Below are 25,531 nucleotides of genomic sequence, written 5' to 3' on the forward strand. Positions count from 1 at the left end.
GTTAATAATATAAGTTTAATGTAGAAGTGTTGCTACAATAGGCTTTATCAGAAGAGGTTTTGGATTTGACCAATCTTGTTTTGTTAATAACAGGTGGCAAAGATAAGGTAAAAATATCCAGATCGCGGATTAATATTATAATAATGACCGGGCAGGGTTTCTGCCCGGTCACCGGGCAATGTATCTATTAACGGAGCAACACCAGTTTTTGGTATGCTTTTGCCTTGATTCCTTTAGCGGTTTTTACATCCAGGCGGTAAAAGTATACGCCTTTAACCAGGGGTACGCCGCCTTCGCCCAGGCCATCCCAGGTTATTTCCGTACGGTTGCCGGTTGTGGTCAGGTTCTGCCTGATCACTTTAACCAGCTGGCCGGATGCGGAATAAATAGCCAGGCTTACATCCATATCCTCATTTTCCAGGTTATGCTGGAATACAAAATGGGTGATGTTGGTCATGGGGTTGGGGTAGTTGTAGAGGTCGCTGATAAAGCCCTTGTCCTGGTTCTTTACCTCAAACACTACGGTGCCTTCGCCGGAGTTGTTATAAACATCCCATGCTTTTACACGGATGGTATGCATCCCGTCGGGGAGGTTCCGCAGCTGAAAATTGCGGATATAACCCTTCCTGTAATCGTTGGGCTCGGTGCTGAAATAGCTGCTGATGGGCATGGGATTCTGAACATCGTCGTCCAGTATCGCAACCATATCATGGCCGATAGAGCTTCCGGAAATGTTGAAGCCGTTGTCATCGTACATCTTCACAAAGAGCGTCGGGTTGGGTCCGGTTACGCCGCCATTCCTGAACTTGTCGTTGTCTATGAAAGGCTGCACGATGGGCGCATCATTGTCTTCACCGGCTTTATCGTTGTAGCCCCCTACCGTGTAGCTGCTGTCGATGCCCGATGCATCAGTTACGTCGCTATTGGCATAATAGCTGATCTTGCCCTTGCCATAGCTGTAATTGATATCCTTGGGCGCAATAAAACTGGCTGAAAAGTGGCCGCCGGTCACGGTGCCCTGTACATTGGCGACAACAGTGGTCTGCAGAGGAAAGCTGGCAGTAGTGTTTGGATCGGGGTTTACCGTCTGGACTTTGCGCATTTTATCATAGATAGTCACATATACAACACCATTGAAGTCGTTCAGCACATTATCGTTCTGGTCTTTCACAAAGCCGCTGAGCACATACCGGCCCAATGCTTTGATGGTATCCGTATCAAATGCGCTGCCGTCCTGTTCCATCTGGAGCTTTTCGGTAACCACTTTGTGCACGGGCATAGCGATATAGAGGGCAGGGTCGCCCAGCACGGCATATTTGTGGTTGTTCATGGGGTCGTTGATAAAAGTAGTTTTTCCTGTACGCAGCGCTTCGCCCAGGTTGCGCCATTTCCCTTGTGCGTCTTTACCAAACTGCGCATGCGTGTAGGCAGTATTGAGGCTTTTATTGGGACCGGGATAAACCACCTGCGTGGTCGTGATCATGGCGATAGCGCCATATTCGGGGCTTATGGTGAGCTTGGCGCCGGCTGAACGCTGCCCGGGGTCGTCGAAGCGGCCGAAGTCGCAGGTGGCTGTAACCATTACGGGCAGCTTATCCTTATTTTTCCAGGCATTATAGTCTTCAGAGGTAAGGATAGCTTCGTGGGCCCAGCGCTCGGGACTACCATGGCCGGTATAGCTGGCGAGCACGGTGCCGGCGGCAATCTGGTCATCTGTTGCTTTATTAGCCGTAGGATAACGGGGTCCCGCAGGTGTGCTGACCTCGCTCATGGCATCACAATAGATCTTGTACACATTATACACATTAGCCGAATCGTAGAAAAAACGGTTTACTGTTTCGCAGTCATCAAGGTGGTTCATCGAATTATTCTTCTCGGTAGCCATGTTGTCATGGTCGTCGGCAATATAGGTGACCACATTTTTCCAGGGGCCGAAGGAGGCCGGGCTGACATAGTGCTTTACCTTGTTGACATAATCCTGAGCTTCCTGGGCAGTATAGGCCGGTATCCTCCCGGTGCCTACATCTACGATATGAAGTGTCGGGTACAGTAAAGGATCGGCATTGATATCATCATTTTCATCCAGCAGCGCAAAGAAGTCGTCTGAAGAAAAGGCCGAAGTGCTCATCGTGCTGTTATACGTCTCGTAGGTGGGGACAAAATTGGTGTTGAAGCCGATGCGGTTTTTATAGTCGTAGGAAGCTGCTCCCATAAACAATACGTTCCGGATCATACCGGCTCCGCTGCTCTGTGCGCGGTTGTAGAACATGCGGACAAAGTTGCGGATACCGCCGATGTCCTGCCCGCCGGAAGAAAACTCATTGTAGATCTGGCCCAGGGGCACCACGGCTACGGTTATCCCGTCTTTCTGGCGGTGAAAGTTGGCCAGGTCTTCAGATGCTGCCCTGAACGCTTCCGGCGTTACGATCAGGAAGTCGACCTGACTCATGCCGTGCAGGTCCTGGTTGGCCACATTGCCTATAGCAACAGGAGTGCCGTACTGGCTGCCGTCGTATGCGATAAATTCCTTGAGGCTTTTACCAGCCCTGGAAAAAGTATAGCTGCCGCTGCCCGGGCTGCCCTCCAGGTTGACCGGCGAAAAGGGGTTGGTAATATCCCATACTTTCAGGCTGCCTGGTGCATTCTGCAGCGTATAAGAAGCGTTTTCGCCTGCCGGAATAGTGGTGCTCTGCCAGGAACGGAAGGCAAGCTGGGGGCCGGAAAATACCGGCTGCCGCTTATAGTTGAAGCAGACATAGTCAACATAAGCCGCTCCTGTACCGGAGGGGAAGTACTGGAACCTTAAGGGAACCGGGCCGCTGCCTCCCGGAGCGTCGACGGAATCAAGCCTGGTGCTGGGAAAAATGAGCAGATCTTCATTTGGCGCCTGCCCCAGGATTGATGTGGCTACCGTTACATTATTAAAGCTCATCCTCAGGCTGTTGCCACTGTTGGTGTTGATATTGCCTACATTGGACCTGATCCTGATCTTGCCAACAGCAGGCCCCAGGTTCACATTCATGGTTTGCGAAGGATTGCTGGTTCCGATAGAGTTCATTTTATAGCCCCACCACATCTTTCCTATAGAGCCAAGGTTAAAGCTGTCGCTGTCGATCAGGTAGTAGTCGTCGAAGGTGGAAACATTGAGCGTTGCCGGCGCTGTGGCAGCTTCGCTGGTAATGCGCTTGCCCGGTCCGAGATCAAAGTTCAGGAAATAATAGCTCTGGTTCTCGTAATAGTTGCTGGTGTGATTGAAGCTTTGATTCACAGAATCCTTGCTCCATAAGGTGGGGCCATTGGCATAGAACAGTACATAATCGCCGGGAGCGAAGCTGCTGCCGGAGCTCTGTACCAGGATGGCATTTTCGATCAGGTCCTCGGGCTGATCGTTGGTTACTTTTTCGGGCAATACCGTACCGCCGTTGCCATAAACACGGATATTGGCCGGGTCGATGCCAGCCGGGTTGATGCCCATGCTTTGCAGGAAATTGTAATCGATCTTGTAAATGCCCCGGGAAGGCACCGCGATCTTGTACCAGGTGCCCGATGCCAGCACCGAATGCGGCACATCCGTCGGCTTTTGAACAATGTTGCCTGAACCGTCGTCCGTTTCGGTTACCTCCAGGTCGAAGGAGACCAGGCGTTCCGCGCGACCGTCAACGATACGGTAGGCAGGTATCTGCACAAAAGCCATCATTTGTTTGCGCTCTATACCCGTAAAGATGTCCGGCTCAAAGCCACCGGTCTTCCTGACGCCGGCAGGTACAGCAGCTACAGGCTCTGTCTTTACGTTAATCAATTTTACAATAGGAGTGCTGTTGTATTTCAGTTGGATCTTCTCCGATACGACGCCCTTATTGGTATTGTAGCTATTAACGGTATGATGGGATACCACTACTTTTTGTTGTGCCGAGAGGCAAAAGGGAACTGCGCCAAGCAACCAAACACACAAGAAAAATTTCTTCATTCTGAAAATTTTAGGATAGTAATCCCGCTCCCGGGTACTATATAACGTAAAATACCAAGCTGTAGTATAGCGAAAAGGCTACCAAAATTACACGAAAAAAGACAGATTCAGACTCCGGTATCGTGGGGTAGGGAATTGTTATTAACGAAAGGGACCGGCCATCAAGACAAAAGAAGTCTGTCGCTATATCCGGCGCAGCATATTCCTGGACGAGCGCAGCAGCAGCAAAGTCAATACCAGCAGCATCAGTACCATCAGGGCGCCGATGATCCAGGCATCTTCCAGGTGGATATGCAGGTCCATTGTATTCAGCCATTGTATCATAACGCAATGAATGCCAAAGGTGATGAGCGCGGCTGCTACTACAGCAGAGCTGATCCAGGGAAGGAAGAAACGGTTCAGGATACGGCGCAGGGTGCGCGGCGCATAGCCCAGCTGCTTCATCAGCCGGATATGGCCTGCCGCACGCTGTATTGTGATCTCGACAAAAAGGATGAAAGAAAGCAGCGCCATGCCCACCACAATAAGAGCTACCCCACCCACTGAGCTGACGATGGCCTGCACTACGGTGCGTATCCGGTTCCAGCGCAGCTGCTCTTCGTTGGTCGTATAGCTTCTGGATTTGAGAAAATCAACGAAGGTTTTATCTGAAGGGTCCTGCACCTTAACGACCAGGCGGGAAGGGTCGGGCGTAGCGCTGTTGCCGTACTTCCGGTTCATTTCTTCCATAAAGCTGCGGGGGACCAGCACCGAGCTGATCCGGTCGGTAAAGCCCACTACCCGGGCACGGTATTTTTCTTTTCCCCTGGCGACTTCGATCTCGAAAGGCAGTGCCTTGATCGAGGTTTGTGATAGCTGGGGCAGGCCCTGGCTTAAGGCAAACCCGTAGTTGTACAGGTTAAGGAAGTCGCTGGACATAATGATTGGCAGCGACGGTTGTCCGGGTTGCCAGGCCCAGTCTTCCGGTAGCACATCCAGGTACTTGTCTTCGACGGCGCCGAGAAACATTTCTGTATAAAAATGGAGATTGCCGCCCATACTGGCCGATACCGGGAAGCTGTTCGATGTGAGCGCACCTACCTCGTTCACGCCTTTTATCTTTTTGAGCTCGCCGATCTCTGTGCCGGAAAACAGGTTCTTTGCCGGGTCCTGCGTCATGCGCTCATTGGTCACCTGTTTGCCGATCACCAGGTAAGCCGCCATAGTATCTTCTTTGCCTTTGCGGGATAGGATGGCCCTGAAGTCGAACCAGGCCAGCGCCGCAGCGAACAGCAGCAGCATACCGATGCACAGGGCGGCCCAGGAGCCGTACATGCGTCCTTTCTGCTGGCCGGGTCTTAGTAATTTGAGGATGATCTTGTTCTGCTGCACGCGGATAATCTTTTGTCAGGAATGGGGAAGTGGCTTAAGCTTAGCGGGTAAAGATAAGGCTATACTCCCGGGAATTACCGTTTTCGTCGGCGGCAGTAACGACCAGTCTGTGTTTTCCCGGAGGGCAATGCTCGTCGAAGATATAAGTATAAGTATTGCCTGCCCTGACGAAGCGCAGCCAGCGGCCATCCAGCTCTGCCCTGAATTGTTGTACTGAGGTCAGATTGTCGGTTACCTTGAACCTGATTTGTTTAGCTTTGGTCAGCACGGTGTTTTTCTGTAACGGTACGATCAACGGAGCTATAGTATCCAGGGCTACGTAATAGTTGCCGAAGGTACGTATGTTGCCTTTGGCCCAGCCATGCTCGAAGCTGACCGCTGCTGCATCCTGCGGGTTATTGCCCGGCAGCGCCGCGGCTTTTATCCGGTGTATGAATACCAGCTTGCTGCTCAGGTCGAACGGCAGCATCCGGTTCAGTTTGATGGCCAGGCGGGCATTGCTGTGCAGGGGAATGCGGGTATCCTGCAGCTGCACCACCGCCGAGTAATATTTCGGTGAAGCCTGCTCGCTGTACCGGAAGCAAAGATCGTCGTACAGCGCATCTTCGCCGGCGTTGAAGGAAAGCGTATGGGTCTTCAGCTCATAGGGTTGGCCTGCTTTCCAGTTTTTGCAGGCCGTGCCTGGCTTGCTCTTCCCTGCGGTAATGCGTCCCCTGATGTGTGCCGTATTGCCCGCCGCATCGCTGAGCTCGATATGAAGCATATGGGTAAGGCCATCGCTGATGTCGAGTGCACCGTCGGCATCATTCAGGAAAGTATAGTTGGCGATACGGTTGCCGGGAACCCGGAACAGGGTCTGGTACCAGCCCTTCTTATCTTCCTTCAGCCGGTAGTCTGCAAAGGCATTGACATAACGGTTCTCGTCAAAATTAATATCGTTCAGCGCCCAGGAAGCCTGCAATACATCATCGAGGTAAAGCTTCATACTGTACACGCCCAGCGGATTGGGGCTACCTTCCATAAAATCGTCGGCCAGCACACCCAGGCGTACGTGGGTATCCATTGCCGTGATACCGGGTATCATATAGTTTCCATCCACTTTTAATATCGGGTAAAGCACAGGCTGCTGCTCATAAATGCTACCACTGCTGTACACGGCCACGCCTTTAGGCACCGGGGCTTTGGTGTCGTTGATGGGCAGGCCGAACAAAGCAGCGTTCAGCACATGCTCGGTACGGGTATCCCTGATCTCGAAATGCAGGTGCGGGCCGGTGCTGCCGCCGGTGGTGCCGGAATAGGCGATCAGTTGTCCTTTCTTTACCGGGAACTGGCCCGGCTGGAGATAAAAATCGCCGTTCCAGCTTTCCCGCTCATATTGCTGCTGCTGTAAATAGCGCTGCAGCTCGGGGAAGAAGTCGTTGAGGTGGCCGTAAAGTGTAGTGTAGCCATTGGGATGTGTAATGTAAAGGGCATTGCCATAGCCGGAATGGGAGATAGACATACGGGAGATGTAGCCTTCCGCTGCAGCGTAAACCTTCAGGTTCTCCTTCTCCATGGTCTTCAGGTCGAGACCGGTATGGAAGTGATTGGGACGGCATTCGCCGAAATTGCCTGCCAGCAGGATAGGTATGTCCAGCGGGTTACGGAAATAACCCTGGGGATAGTCTTGCTGCGCCCACAGGGAATGGGACAAGCCTAGGCTCAGGAAAAATAATGCTAAGTAACATTTCATGCTCAAATCTGTTGCCCTTCCGGCATTGCGACCGGGAAGGGCAAATGATGATCTGCAAGATAACTTATTTTAGGTACAAATGGGATAGCGATGCTGCCCGGCGCCAGGAGCAACGGGCAATGCCTGCCAGGAAGATGAGCCCGGCTAAGCTGTGGAGGATTCCGGCCATGGTAACAGGTTCTGAAGATAAAGATACGCAACAGGAGCTTACCACAGGTAAGTATTGCCGGGTGCTAAAACAGTTCTTCCAGGTGCTTCTCCAGCTCGTATTCCGTAGTGATGAGCACATCGCGGGGCTTGCTGCCCGAAGCGGCGCCTACGATACCGGCGGCTTCCAGCTGGTCCATGATACGGCCGGCGCGGTTGTAGCCCAGGTTGAATTTCCGTTGCAGCATCGACGTAGAGCCGCTTTGAGAATTGACAACGAGGCGGGCGCATTCTTCAAACATCTTGTCGCGCTTGCTGAGATCTACTGCTTCCCTTTCCCTTTGCTCTTCTTCGGCGCCTTCGTATTCGGGCAGCTCAAAGGCGGAAGGGTAGCCGGCCTGGCTGCCGATGAACTCTACAATGCGCTCCACTTCGGGTGTATCCACAAAAGCGCACTGGAGGCGCAGGAGCTCGCTACCATGCGATACCAGCATGTCGCCGCGGCCGATCAGCTGCTCGGCGCCGCCGGCATCCAGGATGGTGCGGCTGTCCACCTTAGCCGATACCTTGAAGGCCATACGGGCCGGGAAGTTGGCTTTGATGATACCGGTGATCACATTCACCGAAGGACGCTGCGTGGCAATGATGATGTGAATGCCTACAGCGCGCGCCAGCTGCGCCAGGCGGGCAATCGGCATTTCCACCTCTTTGCCTGCCGTCATAATGAGATCCGCAAACTCGTCGATCACCAGCACAATGAAGGGAAGGTACTTGTGCCCGTTGTTGGGGTTAAGCCTGCGGCGGATGAATTTGTCGTTGTATTCTTTAATGTTCCTGGCCCCGGCATCTTTCAGCAGCTCGTAGCGGTTGTCCATCTCGATGCAGAGCGCATTCACCGTATTGATCACTTTCTTGGTATCGGTAATGATGGGCTCTTCCTCGTTGGGGAGCATGGCCAGGTAATGCTTTTCGATCAGGCGATAAATAGAAAGCTCTACCTTTTTGGGATCGACCATCACAAACTTCAGCTGCGAAGGATGCTTCTTGTACAGCAGCGATACCAGGATGGCATTAATACCCACCGATTTACCCTGGCCGGTAGCGCCCGCCATCAGCAGGTGCGGCATGGTCGCCAGGTCTACAATATAGTTCTCGTTGTCGATCTTCTTACCCAAGGCAATAGGCAGACTCATCTTATTGTTGACAAACTTGTCGCTGGCCAGCAGGGTACGCATCGATACGATCTGCTTATTGGTATTGGGTACTTCGATGCCGATGGTGCCTTTGCCCGGTATCGGTGCAATAATGCGGATGCCCAGGGCTGCGAGGTTGAGCGCGATATCGTCTTCCAGGTTGCGGATCTTGGAAATACGCACACCTTCGGCCGGAACGATCTCGTACAGGGTTACCGTAGGACCTACCGTAGCCGTAATCCGCTGGATCTCGATGCCAAAGCTGCGCAGGGTATTGATGATCTGGTTCTTATTCTTTTCCAGCTCTTCCCTGTCGAGGGAGATAGCGCCCTGCTCTATGTCTTCCAGCAGGTCCAGTGTGGGGAATTTAAAGCTGGGGAGGTCCAGCGCCGGGTCGTAAGGTTCGCCGCTTTGCACCGTGATATGCGCGCCATGCGCGGGAACAGCTGCAGGCTCTTCAACCGTACGGATCTCGAAGTCCATATCGGCTACGGCCTCTTCTTCCGGCAGCTCTTCCTCTTCTTCATAGCTTTCTTCCTCGTAGCTTTCCATAGCATCATCCGTTCCCGGCTCGTTCAGCAAGGCTTCTTCCTGTGGTAGCTCCAGGTGGATGCCGTTCTTCTCCTTGCTATTTTCACGAGCAGAGGGTCGTTCTTCCTGCTTTTCAATGATCGTCATTTCAAAAGGAACGTCATCCTCTTCCTCTTCTTCAAACAGGGGCTCTTCAGCGATGCCGGCTTTGAGCTTATTGCTGCTGGCGGCCTGGCTGGAGGGTTCCGGCGTCTCCTCTTCTGTTTCCGGCTCGAACGCTGCTGCCGGTACGGTTTGTTGTGGCGTCGTAGTTGCCGGCTGGAGGTTTCCGGTAAACGGAACATCGGTTACATCCACACGGCGGGCGGGAATAAGGTCGCGGGCTCTTTGCAGCAAGGGCTTGATGTCCCACTGGAATACGATAAAGGCAAAGAAGCAAAACACCGTGATCAGCAGGAACAGGCTGCCCGCTTTGCCGAGGAAACCATTGCTCCAGTCGACAAGGCCATTGCCCAGCGCGCCGCCCAGGGGGAAAGCGCTGTTGGGAAAAACAAAGGAGAGCAGCGGGCAAATGAACAGGAAGCCGAGGGCCATCCAGCGTACCCATTTCAACGTAGGGATCACCTTGCGGCCATACACCAGGTTGATGCCCCAGGCGCTGAGCCATACCGTGAACAGCAGCGCGGCAATGCCCACGCCGCGATACACCAGCAGGTGCGCAGCAGCAGCGCCCAGGCGGCCGCACCAGTTCTCTACCGGCGATTTGTCGTGGAACAGGAAGTTGAATAAGCCCCGCGAAGAGATCAGGTGGTTCTGATCCTGCTGCCAGGTGAGACAATAGCTGATGATAGATAAGGTGAAAAAGCAGCCGATAAGCAGACAGATAAAGCCTGCGGCCAGCCGGAGGTTCCTTTTCTGGGCTGCCGCCGCTTTGGGGTCTTTACCCGCCGGAGCCGCTTTTTTTGAGCCTGAAGTATTGTTTTTCTTTGTTTTTGGAGCTGCCATTTTAAAAAATATGCCGGGAACTATTTTATACAGGGGGAATAATGCCCCGGCAAAATTAACCCTAATTCCTTTGATTATAGATTGAATTAATCCCGCTATTGCGGCCCTGTTCCGTGCCTGAAATCCACGTAACTTTGCCGGGAATTTTGCGAAAATATCAAATGCCGGCTTGTCCTAAAAACGGCCTTCCAATATTGGCAAACGTTTAGCGATTACCTGATAGCAATTTAAAAAAATAATCTTGGATTCTAAGAAGAGCGGCGGCCTCAATACTTTAAAACGGATTTTTTCTTTTACACGTCCTTACAAGGTACGGCTGGTCAGCAGCATTACCCTTGCCATTGTGCTGGCGACCCTGGCGCCGGTACGGCCCTACCTGATCCAGCTTTCCGTTGACCACTATATCATCAACGGCCTGCTGCAGAGCCTTATCTGGATCACCGTGATCCAGCTGGGTATCCTGCTGATCGAGACCTTGCTCCGCTTCATCTTTATGTATATTACCAACTGGCTGGGGCAGACGGTGGTGAACGATATGCGGCAGCAGGTGTTCCGGAAGATTATCTACCAGAACCTTTCCTACTTTGATAACACCCCTATCGGTACGCTCACCACGCGTACGGTCAACGATATCGAAGCGATCAACGATATCTTTTCCGAAGGGCTTATCTCTATCATAGCTGATGTGCTCACTATTATCGCCATTATCGGCATCATGTTCTACACCGACTGGAAGCTGACGCTCGTCAGCCTGGCAGTCTTTCCCCTGCTCATCCTGGCCACTTATTTCTTCAAGGAAAGCGTCAACAAATCTTTTCACCAGGTGCGCAATGCCGTGGCCCGGCTGAATGCCTTTGTACAGGAGCATATCGCCGGGATGTATGTGGTGCAGGTGTTTGCCGCGGAAGACAGGGAAGTGAAAAAGTTTACAGAGATCAATAAGGATCACCGCAACGCGAATATCAAAGCCATTTTTGCTTACTCCGTTTTCTTCCCCATAGTCGAGATCATCCTGGCGATCTCGATGGGTATGCTGGTGTGGTCGGGGGCTTCGCGTATGCTGGACTACCATGTGACCCAGGGCGTGATCATTGCCTTTATCATGTACCTCAACCTGCTTTTCCGCCCGCTGCGTATGCTGGCCGATAAGTTCAACACGCTGCAGATGGGTATGGTGGCGGGTGAGCGCGTGCTGGGTGTGCTGGACAGCGAGGAGTACCTGCATGGCAACGGCACTTATGCACCCAAAGAGATCCGGGGCAGCGTAAGCTTCGACCATGTGCATTTTGAATACAAGAAAGATGTGCCGGTACTGCGCGGTATTTCCTTTGACGCGGCTCCGGGCGACACGGTTGCCCTGGTGGGCCATACCGGCGCCGGCAAAACGTCGATCATCAGTATCCTGAACCGCCTGTACGAGATCAAGGAAGGAAAAATAATGATCGATGGCCACGATCTGAAGGAATATGATATCGAATCGCTGCGCAGCCGCATCGGTATCGTGCTGCAGGATGTATTCCTTTTTTCCGGTTCCATCTACGAGAATATTACGCTGCGGAACGACAGCATATCGCTGGAGCAGGTAAAGGAAACCTGCCGGCTGCTCGGCATACACGACTTTATCATGCGCCTGCCCGGCGATTATCATTTCAACGTGCGGGAAAGGGGAAATATGCTATCCCAGGGCCAGCGCCAGCTGCTTTCCTTTGCCAGAGCGCTTTTATATGATCCGGCTATCCTTATTCTCGATGAAGCGACCGCATCGGTCGATACCGAGTCTGAAATACTGATCCAGCAGGCGATCGACAAGCTGATCTCCGGCCGCACGGCAATTGTCATCGCCCATCGCCTGTCTACCATACGCAAGGCCGACCAGATCATCGTGCTGGACAAAGGACAGATCATCGAGCAGGGCGATCACGAGCAGCTGCTCGACCTTAAAGGCGTTTACCACAAAATGTACACTACGGCTATGGCTTCCGAGCAGCAGCTGGCCTAAGCAGCATGCTGTTTTTTAAATGGGCATAAAGTATATGTAATATAGTAGTACTTTTTATCCTCCCGGCGGTCTTATATTTGAGTAACACACCTCTTGGATGAAAAAGACTATTTTGCTTGCCCTGCTGGGAGGGCTTCTTTGTTTTGCCGGCCGGGCACAAAGTATATTTGACTACGACGATGTGGCAGCCAACGGCGTCAAAGCAGGTATCCTTGCATCGCTTTCCCTCAATTCCACCGCTCCTATGGTTAAAAAAGGCGATGGTTATTCACATACGGCCAAAGGCGCGCTGAGTACCGTGCCCAGCCTTGGCGGTTTTATACAGATAGGCCTGGGGCAACGGCTTTCCATCAGGGGTTCTCTTGCCTTCGGTTATAGCTCCTATGCCTATAAATATGCCAAGACCTTCGACAGCCTTACCGATAATTTTACGCCGATGATCAGCAAGAAATTCGATAAATATACTACGGTCAAGCATGGTTCGGCCTTTGTAATGCCCCAGATCGACCTGGGCTATCTTTTTGGCCCGTTTAAAAAAGTGTACCTGGTGGAGTTGCGCGGCGGCGTAGGTTTGCATGCTTACCTGGCGCAAAGCAAAGATTCAATTGCCAAAGGAGAAGGCAAAGTTACTGATGCCAAAAACCGCTATACCTATCAATATTATAATACCGAGCAGGCTTCCTTTGGCCAGCCCAATACCTGGGGAAGCGTTACCGGTAATATTTATGTAGGTCTGCGCTGGTACAAGACTACTTCCGATTTCCTGAACCACTTTGCCATAGGCATCCAGGCCGTGTTGCCCATGTATGTGCAGCAGGTGGGGTATTCCTCATTGGAGTACAAGAATTACGCCTATGAAGTGATCACGAGGGAAAAAGTGGAAATGAGCCTGTTCAGCTTCGGCATCAGGGCCAGCTACAGCTTCTTATAAGGTTTATGTTAAAAGGCCTGCGTCGCAGCCATTTCCCTTCCGATTGCCGTAACTTTGGGTTATGATTTTCAGAATTGTTCTTTTCCTGGTCGTTGTTTTCCTGCTGCTCCGTTTTCTCATGCGCTTTGTTCTTCCTATTATGAAGATGACCCGCATGACACACCAGCATATGAATGATATGCGGAAAAAAATGGAGGAAATGCAGCAGGGACAAGGCAGCCGGCCGTCCAAAAGAGTAGACGGCGATTATATCGATTACGAAGAAGTAAAATAAAGCCGGAAAATTAAGTTCGACGGTAAAAAAACAGCCTGCAATCTATTTGCGGGCTGTTTGCTTTTTTATAGGATAGCCAGGTGCGCTTAGCGCAGCACCATTTTATATTCATTGATCATTTTGCGCAGGTTAATGAGCGCATAGCGCATACGGCCCAGGGCGGTATTAATGCTCACGCCGGTAATGTCGGAGATCTCCTTGAAGCTCATATCGCCGTACACACGCATGATCACGACTTCCTTCTGCTCTTCGGGCAGGCGGTCGATAATCTGCTGCACGCTATGTTCCGACTGGCGGCGGATGATCCGCTCTTCTACATGTTCTTCCTTCAGCGGGAGCAGGGCAAAAAAGTCGGAACCGTCTGATAAGGTGATCTTCACCTGCTGCTTGACCTTCCGAAAATGGTCGATACACAGGTTGTGCGCAATACGCAAGGCCCAGGGCAGGAATTTGCCTTGCTCCGAATACTTGTTGTTCCGGATATTGTTCACGATCTTCAGGAAGGTATCCTGAAACAGGTCCTCAGCGATATACTTATCCTTTACCATCAGGTAAATGGAGGTATAGACATTGCTTTGATACCGGTAAACCAACTCTGTTATTGCTGTTTCGCTTCCGTTACGGAATAAATGTACCAGGTCCTGGTCTGAGTGCTGCTTCAGGCTATTCATATAGTTTGTCTACAAAGATTTAAACAATAACAGCGTGTGTGCTTACGCCTTGGGATTGATTAAAATGAAAAGTGTAGATAATATGCCTATAAGCGTTGTCGATAAGAAGGTGGCAAATATAGTTATTTCCACAAAAGAAAATCAAGATCTCCGCCTGCGAAAATTTAATTTTTCCTTTTGTTAATTGTATAGACGAAGCGCCAGGAAGGCTCGTTGGGTGCTTTTTGAATATATATTTTTGTTAATCAAAAAAGTTTGACTATGACATTGCAAGGATTAGACTTTTTTGACTTTCCGGAGAGAGAAGTTGGCAATGATGGGATAATGGTCTGAAAGATCGACGTCTGGCCTTTTATAGCCCTCGATCTTCAGCATGGCCGGATCGTAGAAAATATAATCGATACGCAGGGTGGGGAAGATATGCCGGTAGGTACGACCCAGGCCGGTGCCCTTTGTTGCAAAAGCATCCGAAAGCTTTCCTTTAACGGTGGTGTAGGTATAGGAGCCGGGTACATCGTTGAAGTCGCCGCAGATGATCTGGGGATAATCCATGCGGCGTTTCAGCGAATCGATCCTGTTGGCCAGCATAGCCCTGCTGGCCGCTGCATCGCGCAGCTTGCGCATCAGGGATTTGGAGCGGCTTTCGTCCTGGGCATCAATGCCTTTGGCCTTTACATCCGATATATACTCCATTTCCTTCCGGCCAAATCCTACGGAAGTAAGGTGTACGACATTCAGGTTGAAAATATTGCTGCTGTCGACCACGACCTCCACGCCCAGCATATTATAGGTTTGCCGGAACAGAGGGTAGCGCTGCTGGTTGCGCAGGGGATATTTTGAAAATATGGCATGGCCGATATTGATCAGCTCATCCTTTCCCGCGGCGCTGGTGATCACGCGCTTGCGCATCTTGTCCTCTTCAGCAAAAGCGACAAAGGGATAGCCGAGCTGCTGCAGTATTTCCGTATAAGGCTGTGTATTGTCCTGGTCGTCCCAGTAAAATTCCTGCAGGCAAAGGATATCGGGATTTTCCTCCTTGATCAGCTTCAGTATTCTGGCTTTGGCTGTCTTGTCTTTGGTCCATTCGCCCAGGTCAAACAGGTGTACATTCCAACTCATAACCTTAAGTCCTTCGGTGCTGGTAGGAGAAATATGGTTGGCGCCAAAGTAATTCAGTCCGAACAATGGCCGTATAAGGCTCCAGCAAAGCAGCAGCGGAACAAGGGACAGCAGGATACGGATCTTCTTACGGGTAAACAGCCAGGCCAGGATAAAGAAAAGATTGGCCATCACGGCGAAGGAGCAGGTAAAGCTCAGCAAGCTCAGTACAGTGGGCTTGCCTGCAACATCCGCTATAGAAACCCATTTGCACAGCAGCAGCCATACTGCTGCACCGATATTCAAGATCAGGAGTGTGCTTCTGATGATGCGGGAAAGAAGGGAAGGTTTTTTCAAAACAGTCGGATGAGGAAAGATAAAAAAACGGACAGGCCAGAACCAGGCGTACGCAGCATCAGTTTTCTTTGCTGGCTTTCATCAGTTGCTCTTTTTCTTCAGGTGTCAGCGAATCATAACCTTTCTGGTTGATCTTATCCAGCAGCAGGTCGATCGATTCTTCGCGGCTACGGGTCTTTTGCTGCAACTGGCGAAAGGTTTCCAGCCTTTTTTTCTGATGCTTTTCCGCGTTGAATTCATCGGGTGTGAACCAGCCCTGGATGCGGCCGCCAAGATGGTAAAACCAGGCGCCGGGCTTGCTGCCGGTACGCAGCAGGCGGATATAAGCAAATCCTGTAAGACCGCCTGCCCCTGCCAGGATCATCATATCATAGCGGTTGGGTGCATAGTTCATCAGGCTCAGCACGAGGTAAATGCAGAGCATTACCCACAGGGGCACGGAGAAGCGGTCGCCAAGGTAGAAGCGGAATTTGGGCGCCAGCGTAATGGCCCCTATGGCAAAGCCCATAATAGCGGGCGTAGCGCCCAGCGCGGGACCTGTGTAAATGAGACCGGGCCATATTGCCGTAGCAGCCAGGTAAAGGCATCCGCCAAGGATATAGCTGAAGAGGAACAGCGGTATAATTTCACGGTAGCCCACCAGCGACTGGATCACAGAACCGAAGCAGTACAGCCACAGCATATTGCTGAGCAGGGTAAAAAATCCGGCATGCGCCCAAACGTAAGTCAGCAGTATCCATGGCTTGTGCAGGAAAAGCTGAAAGGGCTGCAAGCCGATATTAGGGCTGATCACATTATGAAAGGTCACCTTTTGCGCTACATGGTTGATCTCGATCATTTGGTTAGGGCTCAGCACCAGTATAATCACATACATGGCATAAGCCAATATGAAGGTGACGGCATTGGCGATAATAAGCTGTATCAATGCATTCTGCCCGTAATTGGACATCAGATTGCTCCGCTGTCTGGTAAACACTGTTTTCATAAAGCACCGAGGCGATTCTATAGCAAATTAACAATAATTCGATGAAAACGGTTGCCTCACAACCAATTTAACGATCGCTTTGTCCTCTTAGTATCGCCACATATTGCGGCTGGATAATTTCCAGGCCCGCAGCAGCAGGAAGGCAAAGAGCATGCCGCCCAGGTGCGCAAAGTGGGCTACCTGGTCTGCAGGGTTATTGCGGAATCCTGAGAAGAGTTCAATAATAGCATAGATTGCTACAAAATATTTAGCACGTAGCGGAATAAAGAAATAGATATAGATCATCATATTCGGGAATAAGTACCCGAAAGCGAAAAGGACGCCGAAAATGGCGCCGGAAGCACCGACCATAGGCACAAACAATGGAGCTACCTGAGCGTACACATACTCCTTGTTAGAGTTGAGAAACTGGGTCATAATAGCCTGTTTGTCTACGTTGGTCAGGTTGGCATAAAAGCCAATCTCCTGCGCATTTTCCCAACTGAATACAAGCATATGGCATAACGCTGCGCCGAGACCGCATACAAAGTAAAAGATAAGAAAGCGTTTGGGGCCAAGTGTGTTTTCAATGAGATTCCCAAACATCCACAGGGCGAACATATTGAAGAGAAGGTGTGTTAGGTTGGCGTGCATGAACAAATGCGTCACCACCTGCCAGGGCTTGAACAAAGGGGAACGCCAGTGAAAAAGCGCCAGGTAATAATCCAGGTCGATGATCCCGGCTTTTTTGAAAACATAAGTAGCGGCAAAAACAAGAACATTAATAATGATCAGGTTTTTGATAACCGGCGGAAGGATCTGGAATCCTCCAAGGCGATATTCACTCATAAGCGCTTGATTGGGTACGGAAAGCCTTTTAGCTCTTCTAAAGAATTCAAAATTAAGAAAAACGGATTACAACAGGCGTGTTCCCGAATTGTTCGGTCGGGCCGCTATGCATTGTTGTTCGGAAAATCATTGCTTATTTTGCAGCCACTGAGTCATAACGCATGAAAGCTTTACTTCTGTCTGCCGGCCTGGGTACACGGCTGAAGCCGTTTACCGATCATCATCCCAAGGCGCTGGCGCCGGTCAACGGCCGCAGCCTGCTGGAATGGAACATCCGCAACCTGCAGCGTTTCGGTATTTACGATATCGTGGTCAACGTGCATCATTTCGCACAGCAGATCATCGATATACTCGAAGCCGAAAACGGCTTTGGCAGCCGCATCGAGATATCCGATGAAAGCGATGCTGTGCTGGAGACCGGCGGCGGCCTGGTAAAGGCGGCCCATTTCCTGGCGCAGGAACCGGAGTTCCTGGTAATGAATGTGGATATCCTTACCAATACAGATATCAGTAAACTGATCGCCCGGCATAAGGCACATCCCTGCTGGGCTACCCTGGCGATACAGCAGCGCAAGTCGTCCCGCTACTTTATATTCGACGATCAGCTGGTGCTGAAAGGCTGGGAAAATGTGCAGACCGGAGAAGAACGTATTCCCTCCGGCAAGCGTATACCCTCCTGGTCTTCCTATGCTTTTTCCGGTATCCATGTCATCAGCCCGGTATTGCTGCAGCAGATCCGGCAGCGAGGTAAATTCTCGCTGGTGGATGTTTATCTCGATCTTTGTGCCTCGGGACAGATCAGGGGCTGGGAGCATACCGGCGACCTGCTCATCGATGTCGGTAAGCCGGAGAGCCTGGAAAAAGCGGGCGCTTTGTTTGCTGATATTCCTTTTTAATTTAGCGGCTTTTCTTATCTCAATGACCGAAAGACAATTATTCCAGCAACATCTGGCGCCCACTTCCACAGAGCCTATGGCCTTTCCTGTCAGCCGCGCAAAAGGTGCTTTGCTGTACAACGATACCGGTAAGACCTTTATTGATCTCATCGGGGGCATCAGCGTATGCAATGTAGGGCATTGCCATCCCAGGGTAGTGGCGGCTATCCGGGCCCAGGCTGCCGAATACCTGCATGTAATGGTGTACGGCGAGGCGGTGCAAAGCCCCCAGGTGCAGTATGCGGCGCTACTGGCAAAGCATCTGCCCGATACGCTCGATTGCGTGTACTTTACCAATTCGGGAGCCGAGGCCGTCGAAGGCGCAATGAAGCTGGCCAAGCGGCTTACCGGACGGACAGAGATTATTGCCTGCCACAACAGCTATCACGGCTCGACGCAAGGCGCGCTCAGCCTGCTGGGCGACGAATACTGGCGCAGCGCCTACCGGCCACTGCTGCCAGGCATCCGGCATATCCGCTACAACAACCAGGAGGATCTGGCGCATATCGACGTGCATACAGCATGCATTGTGCTGGAAACGGTGCAGGCAGAAGCCGGCGTTATTGCCCCCGATCCCGCCTGGATGCAGGCCCTGAGACAACGCTGCAGCGATACCGGCGCCCTGCTGGTCCTTGACGAGATACAAGCCGGCTTTGGCCGTACCGGCTCTCTCTGGGCCTTTGAACAATACAATATTATTCCCGATATCCTGTTATTAGGTAAAGCGCTTGGCGGTGGTATGCCGCTTGGCGCCTTTATTGCCTCCGGCGTGCGCATGCAGGTCCTGGCCGATAAGCCGGTGCTGGGCCATATTACTACCTTCGGCGGACACCCGGTAAGCTGCGCCGCGGGTAAAGCGGCGCTGGAAGCGCTGCTGGACGAGCAGATGGTCAGAGCGGTACCGGCAAAAGAACGATTGTTCAGAGACCTGCTGCAGCATAAAACGATAAAGGCATTGCGCAGCCGCGGACTGATGCTGGCCCTGGAGCTGGACAGCTACGAACAGGTAAAAAAGGCGATCAACTATTGCCTGAATACGCCGGGCGAAACAACTGGCGTCTTTACCGATTGGTTCCTGTTCGCGCCCAATTGTATCCGCCTGGTACCGCCGCTCACCATTTCTGAGGCGGAAATAAAACAGGCTTGCACTATTTTGTTGGCGGCGCTGGATCAATGTGTTGCAGCATAATTGCGATTGGCAATAACAATTTTTTGGGGAAAATTTACCGTCCTTTACTAAACGAATACTTCTGGTCAAGGTCTATATAAGCAGAATGTTCCAATTATTTAAAAATTACACAGCTATGAAAATGCTCAGCAACCGGACAGGCGGATGGATTCCTGCTCTCATTTTTGCTGTTCTGATGATAACAACGACAGGATTGACGGTTTCGAAAGTTAATGCTCAGGACTATTACGATGACAACTATAGTGATTACGGCGATTACCAGGAGTTCTACGACGATCTTTCGCCTTACGGTCAGTGGCTGAACGACCCCCAGTATGGTTATGTATGGGCGCCCGGCGTCGATGCCGGCTTCAGGCCTTATTATACCAATGGTCACTGGGTAATGACCGAATATGGTAATATGTGGGTGTCCGATTATCCCTGGGGATGGGCGCCTTTCCACTACGGACGCTGGGCTCAGAGCGGCATCTACGGCTGGATCTGGATACCGGGCCGGCAATGGGGCCCCGCGTGGGTAAACTGGCGCCAGGGGGGCGGCTATTACGGATGGGCGCCTATGGGACCCGGCATCAGCATCAATATTTCTTTTGGTTCCGGGTATAACATACCTACACCCTGGTGGACCTTTATCCCCTGTGGCAACATCTACTCCGGTAACTATTCCCGGTATTATTCTCCGCGCCGTACGGTCAATATTATCAACAATACGACGATCATTAATAACACTTATGTCGATAACCGTAGCCGGTCCACTTATATTTCCGGTCCGCGCCGTAGTGAAGTAGAGGCTTATACCCGCCAGAGGGTGCCGGTTTATAACGTCAGCAACCGTACCCGCGCCGGGGCGGTACAAGTAAGCGGCCGGCAGGTAAACGTGTATCGTCCCACTATCCGTGCGGTGAGCAGCAGCAGGGAAATGCCGGCGCCCCGGCAGGTGAAGAATGTGGAACGCTCTGTAATCACCAATGCCGGCGGCGGACGTCCGCCAGCCAGAGTAGCAACTCCGGCGGCACGCCAGCAGATGCAGAATGGCCAGCAGCGTGCTCAACGCGATCCGCAGGCGCAGCAACGGGTTCAGCGCGATCCGCAGATGCAGCAGCAACGTGCACAACAGCAGGTACAGCGTGATCAGCAACAACAGCAAAGGATTCAGCGCGATCAGCAAATGCAGCAGCAACGTGCACAACAGCAGGTACAGCGTGACCAGCAACAACAGCAACGGATTCAGCGCGATCAGCAGATGCAGCAGCAAAGAGTCCAGCAGCAGGCGCAACGCGATCAACAAATGCAAATGCAACGCGAGCAGCAACAGCAGCAAAGGATTCAAAGGGATCAGCAAATGCAGATGCAGCGGGCGCAGCAACAACAGGCCCAGCGCGATCAGCAGATGCAGATGCAACGGGCGCAGCAGCAGCAACAAATGCAGCAGCAGCGGGCGCAGCAACAGCAGATGCAAATGCAACGGACACAGCAACAACAACAAATGCAGCAGCAGCGGGCACAACAGCAGCAAATGCAACGGTCGCAGCAACAACAGCAGCAACGGAGTGTGGAACGGGCCCAGCCGCAGCGGGTAGAAAGAGCAGCTCCCCGTGGCCGTTAAATATTTTGAATTTCCCAGTTGTTTTTAAGGAAAGCGCCTGCCAGGGCGCTTTTCCCTTTTGTTCAAAAAAAAATCAAAGAAATTTTTGAAATGGCTTTGCTTTTCAAAAAGAATATTCTATCATTGTAACTCATTTTATACAAGTTAACATTTATCATTGCAGGGAATTTTACATTGCAATTGTTTTGTTCAGCAAAAACAAACTGTTTTTTTATTATGAAAAGAACACTATTAGGCTTGAGTATGTTGTGTGTCGGAACAGCGACCATCTTTCCGGCCTGTTCGTCCAAAACGAAGGGCGTTTCGGATAAGACCGGATGGAACTACAACGACCCCCGCCTGGGTGGATTCGATGTAGCCAACTACCCCGGCCAACAGACAGGGCCAGGTCTGGTACCTGTTGAGGGTGGACGCTTTACTATGGGGCAGACCGAAGAGGACATTACTTATGAGCGTAATAACATCCCGCGCGATGTAACAGTTTCTTCTTTCTATATGGATGAAACGGAGGTAGCCAATGTGCACTACCGTGAATATATTTACTGGCTGCAGCGGTCTTACGGAGCGGACTATCCTGAAGAAATCAGCAAAGCGCTGCCCGATACGACCGCCTGGCGCGAAGCCCTGGCTTTCAACGAGCCTTTAGTTACGAATTATTTCCGTCATGCTGCCTATAATAACTATCCTGTAGTGGGTGTGAACTGGTACCAGGCCAACGCTTATTGCAAATGGCGTTCAGACAGGGTGAACGAAATGATCCTCATCAAAAATGGCATGCTGAAAAAGAACCAGAACCAGGTAAATGAGGACGTGTTCAATTCTGAAGCTTATGTCAGCGGACAATACCTGGGTACACCCGGCCGCAATCAGAAGCGCGACCTGGATCCCAATGGCGCCGGTAAAAGGAACGCCAGTTATGCTGATGGTTATATGCTGCCCAACTACCGCCTGCCTACAGAAGCAGAATGGGAATATGCAGCCTACGGCCTGATCGATAAAAACCCTGCTCCCCGCACCAAGCGTCGTCGTGGTGAAGAAGCGATCACCGATCGTAAAGTATATCCCTGGGGTGACGTACGCAGCACCCGCTACCAGAACCGTGGCAGCTATCGCGGCGAATACCTGGCCAACTACAAGCGCAGCAGTGGCGACGCGATGGGTGTAGCCGGCGGCTTGAACGATAATGCCGACAGGCCTGCTCCCGTGTACTCTTACGGCGCCAACGCCTTCGGTCTGTATAACATGGCTGGTAACGTGAGCGAATGGGTGCTGGATGTATATCGTCCTACCTCGCACCAGGACGTAAACGATCTCAATCCTTTCCGTGGTAACGAGTTCTACAAAAATACTTATGAGGCTGATGGTACCCTGACCGAAAAAGACAGCCTGGGTAACCTCACTAAAGTCCCCATCGATTCTACTAACCTGATCGGCCGCTATGATCGTGCTTACGTTGGTTATGATGCCCGTGCCGTTGAAGATGGTGATACCTTGTCCGGCTTTGTTTACGATTATGGCAGAACTACCCTGATCAATAATGATAGCCGCGTAATTAAAGGTGCTTCCTGGAACGACCGCGCTTACTGGCTCTCTCCTGGTACCCGCCGTTTCATGCAGGCTAACCATACCAGCAGCAAAGTAGGTTTCCGCTGTGTGATGGACCGTCTGGGCAGCCCCGGGTTCAACAACGATGCTGGTGGCAATCACTTCGGCAAGCGCAAACGCAGAGGATAATGTTAGCAACATATAAGTTTAAAGACCCCTTCCATCCAGGAAGGGGCCTTTGTTTTTTCAGATCACGAATCTTATGAAACGTTTCAATGTCAGGGTATATGGAATATGGCGGGAGCAGGGACAGGTGCTGGTCAGCGAGGAGCTGATCCACGGGCAGCAGATCATTAAGTTTCCTGGTGGAGGCCTGGAGTGGGGCGAAGGTACCCTGGATGGCCTGAAACGGGAATGGATGGAGGAAATGGGCCAGGCTATTCATATCCGCAGCCATTTCTATACGACCGATTTTTTTCAGCCCTCGGCATGGGATCAGTCGCAGGTGATCAGTATTTACTACCTGGTGGAGCCGCTGAATGCCGTATCTTTACCATACAGGAACGGGCAGGAGCATTTTTATTTTCTTCCCCTTACCGATGACCTGCCCGGTCTGTTGAGCCTGCCGATCGACAAAGTGGTTGCCGGCCAGCTGCTGGCAATATGATCTTTTCTGCAGGGGGCGTTTCCCTTATGCATACTATAATTATGTCCTTGTCCGTTACAGTGTGTTGGCTGTATTCATTTATGAAATATTGGTATAGGTTCGTTTTACTGATGATCTCTGTGCTCGGCGTTATGCACGCGGGGGCGCAGCTGCTGCCGCCCAACCGGCCGGAGCAGGATGCCTGTGGCGCTTTGGAAATTTGCGGGAATGGCTTTTACAGTCCTTACAGCTATCAGGGCCATGGTGTTGTTTTCGACCTTACATCAACGCCCTGCACTTCACCGGGAGGATCGCCTCCGGGAGCGGGCGAAGATAATGCGATGTGGCTGAAGCTGCGGGTAACCGCCTCTGGAACGATCGTATTCACTATAACACCTGTCGATAATTTTGATGATTATGACTGGGCCATGCTGTCTTTAGGCAATACACCCTGCAGCGCTGTGTCTTCGGCTAATGTGATCCGATGCAATTTCAACAACAATATCCCTATAGGCGGCACGCCACCCAATAATGGGGTTACGGGGCTAAACAATACTTCTACCATTACTTCAGTACCTGCCGGCTTTTCTGGAAACCCCTATTGCCGCCGGGTAGATGCCGTCGCCGGCGAAGTGTTCCTGATCATGATCAATAATTTCGGCGCCAATGGTTCTCTGAGCTCAGGGTTCCGTATCGACTTTTCGGGCTCCACAGCGGTCTTCAACGACCAGATCCCACCCCGCATGGTCAGCGTCACTTCTTCCTGCTTCACTGCGACAGACGCTACAGTCCAGTTATCTGAACCCATAAAATGCTCGTCCATTGCTGCTAACGGCAGCGATTTCGCAATACCCGGCGCAACCATCAGCGGCGCTGCCGGCATCAATTGCAATGCCAGCAACCAGGGCTATACTGATAAGATACAGCTGACCTTCAGCCCACCGCTCAGCGGCGGTGTCTATAGCCTCCAGGCCAGGACCGGCAGTGATGGCAATACCTTGCTGGACCTCTGCGATAATCCGTTGGCGCTGCCGGCTTCTCTTGTGCTGAATGTGTTTTCCAACAACAGCGTAACGCATACGATAGATACAGCCGGCTGCACATCCGTGATCTATAAGGGTGTGACCTACACACAAAGCACTGTGCTGCGCGATACCATACGCGGACAGGGTGGCTGCGACAGCATTTACAATGTGACCAATATTAAAGTATATAGTGAGCCGGAGCGTTTTGAAGAGACCGTAGGCGATTGCGATACTGTGATCTTCCGCGGAAAGATGTACCTGGAGAATGCTACGGTGACGGACACCTTCCGTAGCCGGCAGGGTTGCGACAGCTTCCTGCATATCTACAATATTTACGTAGAGCATTTCGAGCTTACGGTAACGGCCGACCCTCCCGAGCCGGTGAAGGGCGACTATGTGCTGTTCACGACCTCAGCCAATGTGCCTGACTACAGTATTAATGCCTGGTATCCCCGGCATGTGTTTCCCCGCCAGTTCGGGAAAGACCACAGCATCCTGATCCAGGAATCGGATACGGTAAAAGTGATCGGGACCAGCGCGCTCGGTTGCGTGGATACCGCTGTGCTCTATATCAAGGCCGATTCACTGATCCCAGTATTTATCATGCCCAATGCTTTTTCGCCCAATGGCGACGGGCTTAACGATGTGTTCGAGCCGAAGTTTGTGAACAAGAGCGGCTATGTGGTCAAATCTTTTAAAGTCTTCAACCGCTGGGGACAGCTGGTGTACCTGGCCGAGGGTACACGCAAAGCTAGCTGGAATGGCTATTACTACAATAAGGACAAGCGCGCGGAGCCCGGAACTTATTTCTACTTCATTCGCGTCGAGTTTATTGATGGGACTAAAGAGACGGTTAAGGGCGATGTCACGATCGTGCCTTAAGCGCTATGTCTTGCTTCCTCGTTCGGAAAAAATATCAATGTATTTTATCGCGCTTAACATCAATCCGAATGCCGTAATTTTAAGGGCCGGAAGGAATAGCACCTCCGTTGTCTCATCGGGAATGATCAAGAAAACAGAATTAGCGCTTGTATTGCTGGCCCTGCTCAGCCTGGTGCTGCGTGTCTCTTCCGTGCCGGGAAGCGAATGGATAGCCACAGCAGCCTTTGCCCTGCTGGCCTTGTACTATCTTGTATTTGCCCGGCGAAGGTTTGATCCCGCTTCCTTGCCTGCGAATGGCGCTGCCTCCCTGTCGTTACAAAGGGAGCCGGCTTTTCGCAGGATTCTTGCTGTGGCTGCCGGTATTATCTTTTGCATCGCCCTGACAGGTATCCTGTTCGTGCTGAATTACTGGCGGCTGGCTTCTTTTTTCTGGTGCCTGGGTATGTTCTTTACTGTGCCTGTAGGCGCGCTCGCCCTGGCAAAGCACATGCTGCAGCCCTCTTCCTTCTACCTGTGGCTGGCCATAAGGGCTGGCGTATTGTTGCTGGCGGGTATAGGCCTGGTGGCTGCGCAGATGTAGGTATTATTAAAAGAAAAGCTGCCCGGTTTCCCCTGAG

At 51.6% G+C, this 25,531-nt stretch carries 18 protein-coding genes; 10 read left to right on the forward strand and 8 right to left on the reverse strand.

Annotated elements, in window-relative coordinates; genetic code table 11:
- Positions 1–187: 187 nt before the first annotated feature.
- The 4 genes from porU to DZC79_RS07030 form a co-directional block, all read right to left on the reverse strand.
- Positions 188–3,967, reverse strand: coding sequence for a type IX secretion system sortase PorU (porU, locus tag DZC79_RS07015; RefSeq protein WP_118950838.1), 3,780 nt, complete (start codon positions 3,965–3,967; stop codon positions 188–190).
- Between the two features lie 183 nt (positions 3,968–4,150).
- Positions 4,151–5,338: an ABC transporter permease family protein gene (locus tag DZC79_RS07020; protein ID WP_118950839.1), complete on the reverse strand. Its 1,188-nt coding sequence runs from the start codon at positions 5,336–5,338 to the stop codon at positions 4,151–4,153.
- 40 nt (positions 5,339–5,378) lie between these two features.
- Positions 5,379–7,070, reverse strand: coding sequence for a M23 family metallopeptidase (locus DZC79_RS07025; RefSeq protein ID WP_157976985.1), 1,692 nt, complete (start codon positions 7,068–7,070; stop codon positions 5,379–5,381).
- 233 nt (positions 7,071–7,303) lie between these two features.
- Positions 7,304–9,946, reverse strand: a complete 2,643-nt coding sequence (locus DZC79_RS07030; RefSeq protein WP_118950841.1) for an FtsK/SpoIIIE family DNA translocase — start codon at positions 9,944–9,946, stop codon at positions 7,304–7,306.
- A 241-nt stretch (positions 9,947–10,187) separates the two neighbouring features.
- On the opposite strand from DZC79_RS07030, the gene DZC79_RS07035 reads away from it, so the two are divergent.
- From DZC79_RS07035 to DZC79_RS07045, 3 genes are all read left to right on the forward strand, one after another.
- On the forward strand, positions 10,188–11,945 hold the full coding sequence (locus tag DZC79_RS07035; RefSeq protein ID WP_232831781.1) for an ABC transporter ATP-binding protein: 1,758 nt from the start codon (positions 10,188–10,190) through the stop codon (positions 11,943–11,945).
- Between the two features lie 97 nt (positions 11,946–12,042).
- Positions 12,043–12,876, forward strand: a complete 834-nt coding sequence (locus DZC79_RS07040; protein WP_118950843.1) for a hypothetical protein — start codon at positions 12,043–12,045, stop codon at positions 12,874–12,876.
- 61 nt (positions 12,877–12,937) lie between these two features.
- Positions 12,938–13,150 carry a hypothetical protein gene (locus tag DZC79_RS07045; protein ID WP_118950844.1) on the forward strand — a complete coding sequence of 71 codons (213 nt, stop codon included), beginning with the start codon at positions 12,938–12,940 and terminating at the stop codon, positions 13,148–13,150.
- A gap of 86 nt (positions 13,151–13,236) precedes the next feature.
- On the opposite strand, the gene DZC79_RS07050 is transcribed toward DZC79_RS07045, so the two are convergent.
- From DZC79_RS07050 to DZC79_RS07065, 4 genes are all read right to left on the reverse strand, one after another.
- Positions 13,237–13,821: an RNA polymerase sigma factor gene (locus DZC79_RS07050; protein ID WP_118950845.1), complete on the reverse strand. Its 585-nt coding sequence runs from the start codon at positions 13,819–13,821 to the stop codon at positions 13,237–13,239.
- A gap of 276 nt (positions 13,822–14,097) precedes the next feature.
- Positions 14,098–15,276 (reverse strand): endonuclease/exonuclease/phosphatase family protein, encoded by a 1,179-nt coding sequence (locus DZC79_RS07055; protein ID WP_118950846.1) that lies wholly within the window; start codon positions 15,274–15,276, stop codon positions 14,098–14,100.
- Positions 15,277–15,334: 58 nt separating this feature from the next.
- The gene (locus tag DZC79_RS07060) at positions 15,335–16,261 is read right to left on the reverse strand and encodes a rhomboid family intramembrane serine protease (protein WP_118950847.1); all 927 of its coding nucleotides are present in this window, start codon (positions 16,259–16,261) and stop codon (positions 15,335–15,337) included.
- An 87-nt stretch (positions 16,262–16,348) separates the two neighbouring features.
- Positions 16,349–17,089, reverse strand: a complete 741-nt coding sequence (locus tag DZC79_RS07065) for a rhomboid family intramembrane serine protease (protein WP_118950848.1) — start codon at positions 17,087–17,089, stop codon at positions 16,349–16,351.
- 161 nt (positions 17,090–17,250) lie between these two features.
- On the opposite strand from DZC79_RS07065, the gene DZC79_RS07070 reads away from it, so the two are divergent.
- The 7 genes from DZC79_RS07070 to DZC79_RS07100 all read left to right on the forward strand — a co-directional run bounded on the left by DZC79_RS07070 (position 17,251) and on the right by DZC79_RS07100 (position 25,494).
- Positions 17,251–17,985 carry a nucleotidyltransferase family protein gene (locus DZC79_RS07070; protein ID WP_118950849.1) on the forward strand — a complete coding sequence of 245 codons (735 nt, stop codon included), beginning with the start codon at positions 17,251–17,253 and terminating at the stop codon, positions 17,983–17,985.
- 22 nt (positions 17,986–18,007) lie between these two features.
- A complete protein-coding gene (locus DZC79_RS07075) occupies positions 18,008–19,213 on the forward strand; it encodes an aspartate aminotransferase family protein (RefSeq protein ID WP_118950850.1) in 1,206 nt (401 codons plus the stop codon).
- Between the two features lie 193 nt (positions 19,214–19,406).
- Positions 19,407–20,816 (forward strand): DUF6600 domain-containing protein, encoded by a 1,410-nt coding sequence (locus tag DZC79_RS07080; RefSeq protein ID WP_198666809.1) that lies wholly within the window; start codon positions 19,407–19,409, stop codon positions 20,814–20,816.
- Positions 20,817–21,032: 216 nt separating this feature from the next.
- Positions 21,033–22,550 carry an SUMF1/EgtB/PvdO family nonheme iron enzyme gene (locus DZC79_RS07085; protein WP_118950851.1) on the forward strand — a complete coding sequence of 506 codons (1,518 nt, stop codon included), beginning with the start codon at positions 21,033–21,035 and terminating at the stop codon, positions 22,548–22,550.
- Positions 22,551–22,623: 73 nt separating this feature from the next.
- Positions 22,624–23,028: an NUDIX domain-containing protein gene (locus tag DZC79_RS07090; RefSeq protein WP_118950852.1), complete on the forward strand. Its 405-nt coding sequence runs from the start codon at positions 22,624–22,626 to the stop codon at positions 23,026–23,028.
- A gap of 80 nt (positions 23,029–23,108) precedes the next feature.
- On the forward strand, positions 23,109–24,914 hold the full coding sequence (locus DZC79_RS07095; protein ID WP_157976986.1) for a gliding motility-associated C-terminal domain-containing protein: 1,806 nt from the start codon (positions 23,109–23,111) through the stop codon (positions 24,912–24,914).
- Between the two features lie 121 nt (positions 24,915–25,035).
- Positions 25,036–25,494: a hypothetical protein gene (locus DZC79_RS07100; RefSeq protein WP_157976987.1), complete on the forward strand. Its 459-nt coding sequence runs from the start codon at positions 25,036–25,038 to the stop codon at positions 25,492–25,494.
- Positions 25,495–25,531: the final 37 nt, after the last annotated feature.

The sequence above is a fragment of the Taibaiella helva genome (assembly GCF_003545695.1).
Classification (GTDB): Bacteria; Bacteroidota; Bacteroidia; order Chitinophagales; family Chitinophagaceae; genus Taibaiella; species Taibaiella helva.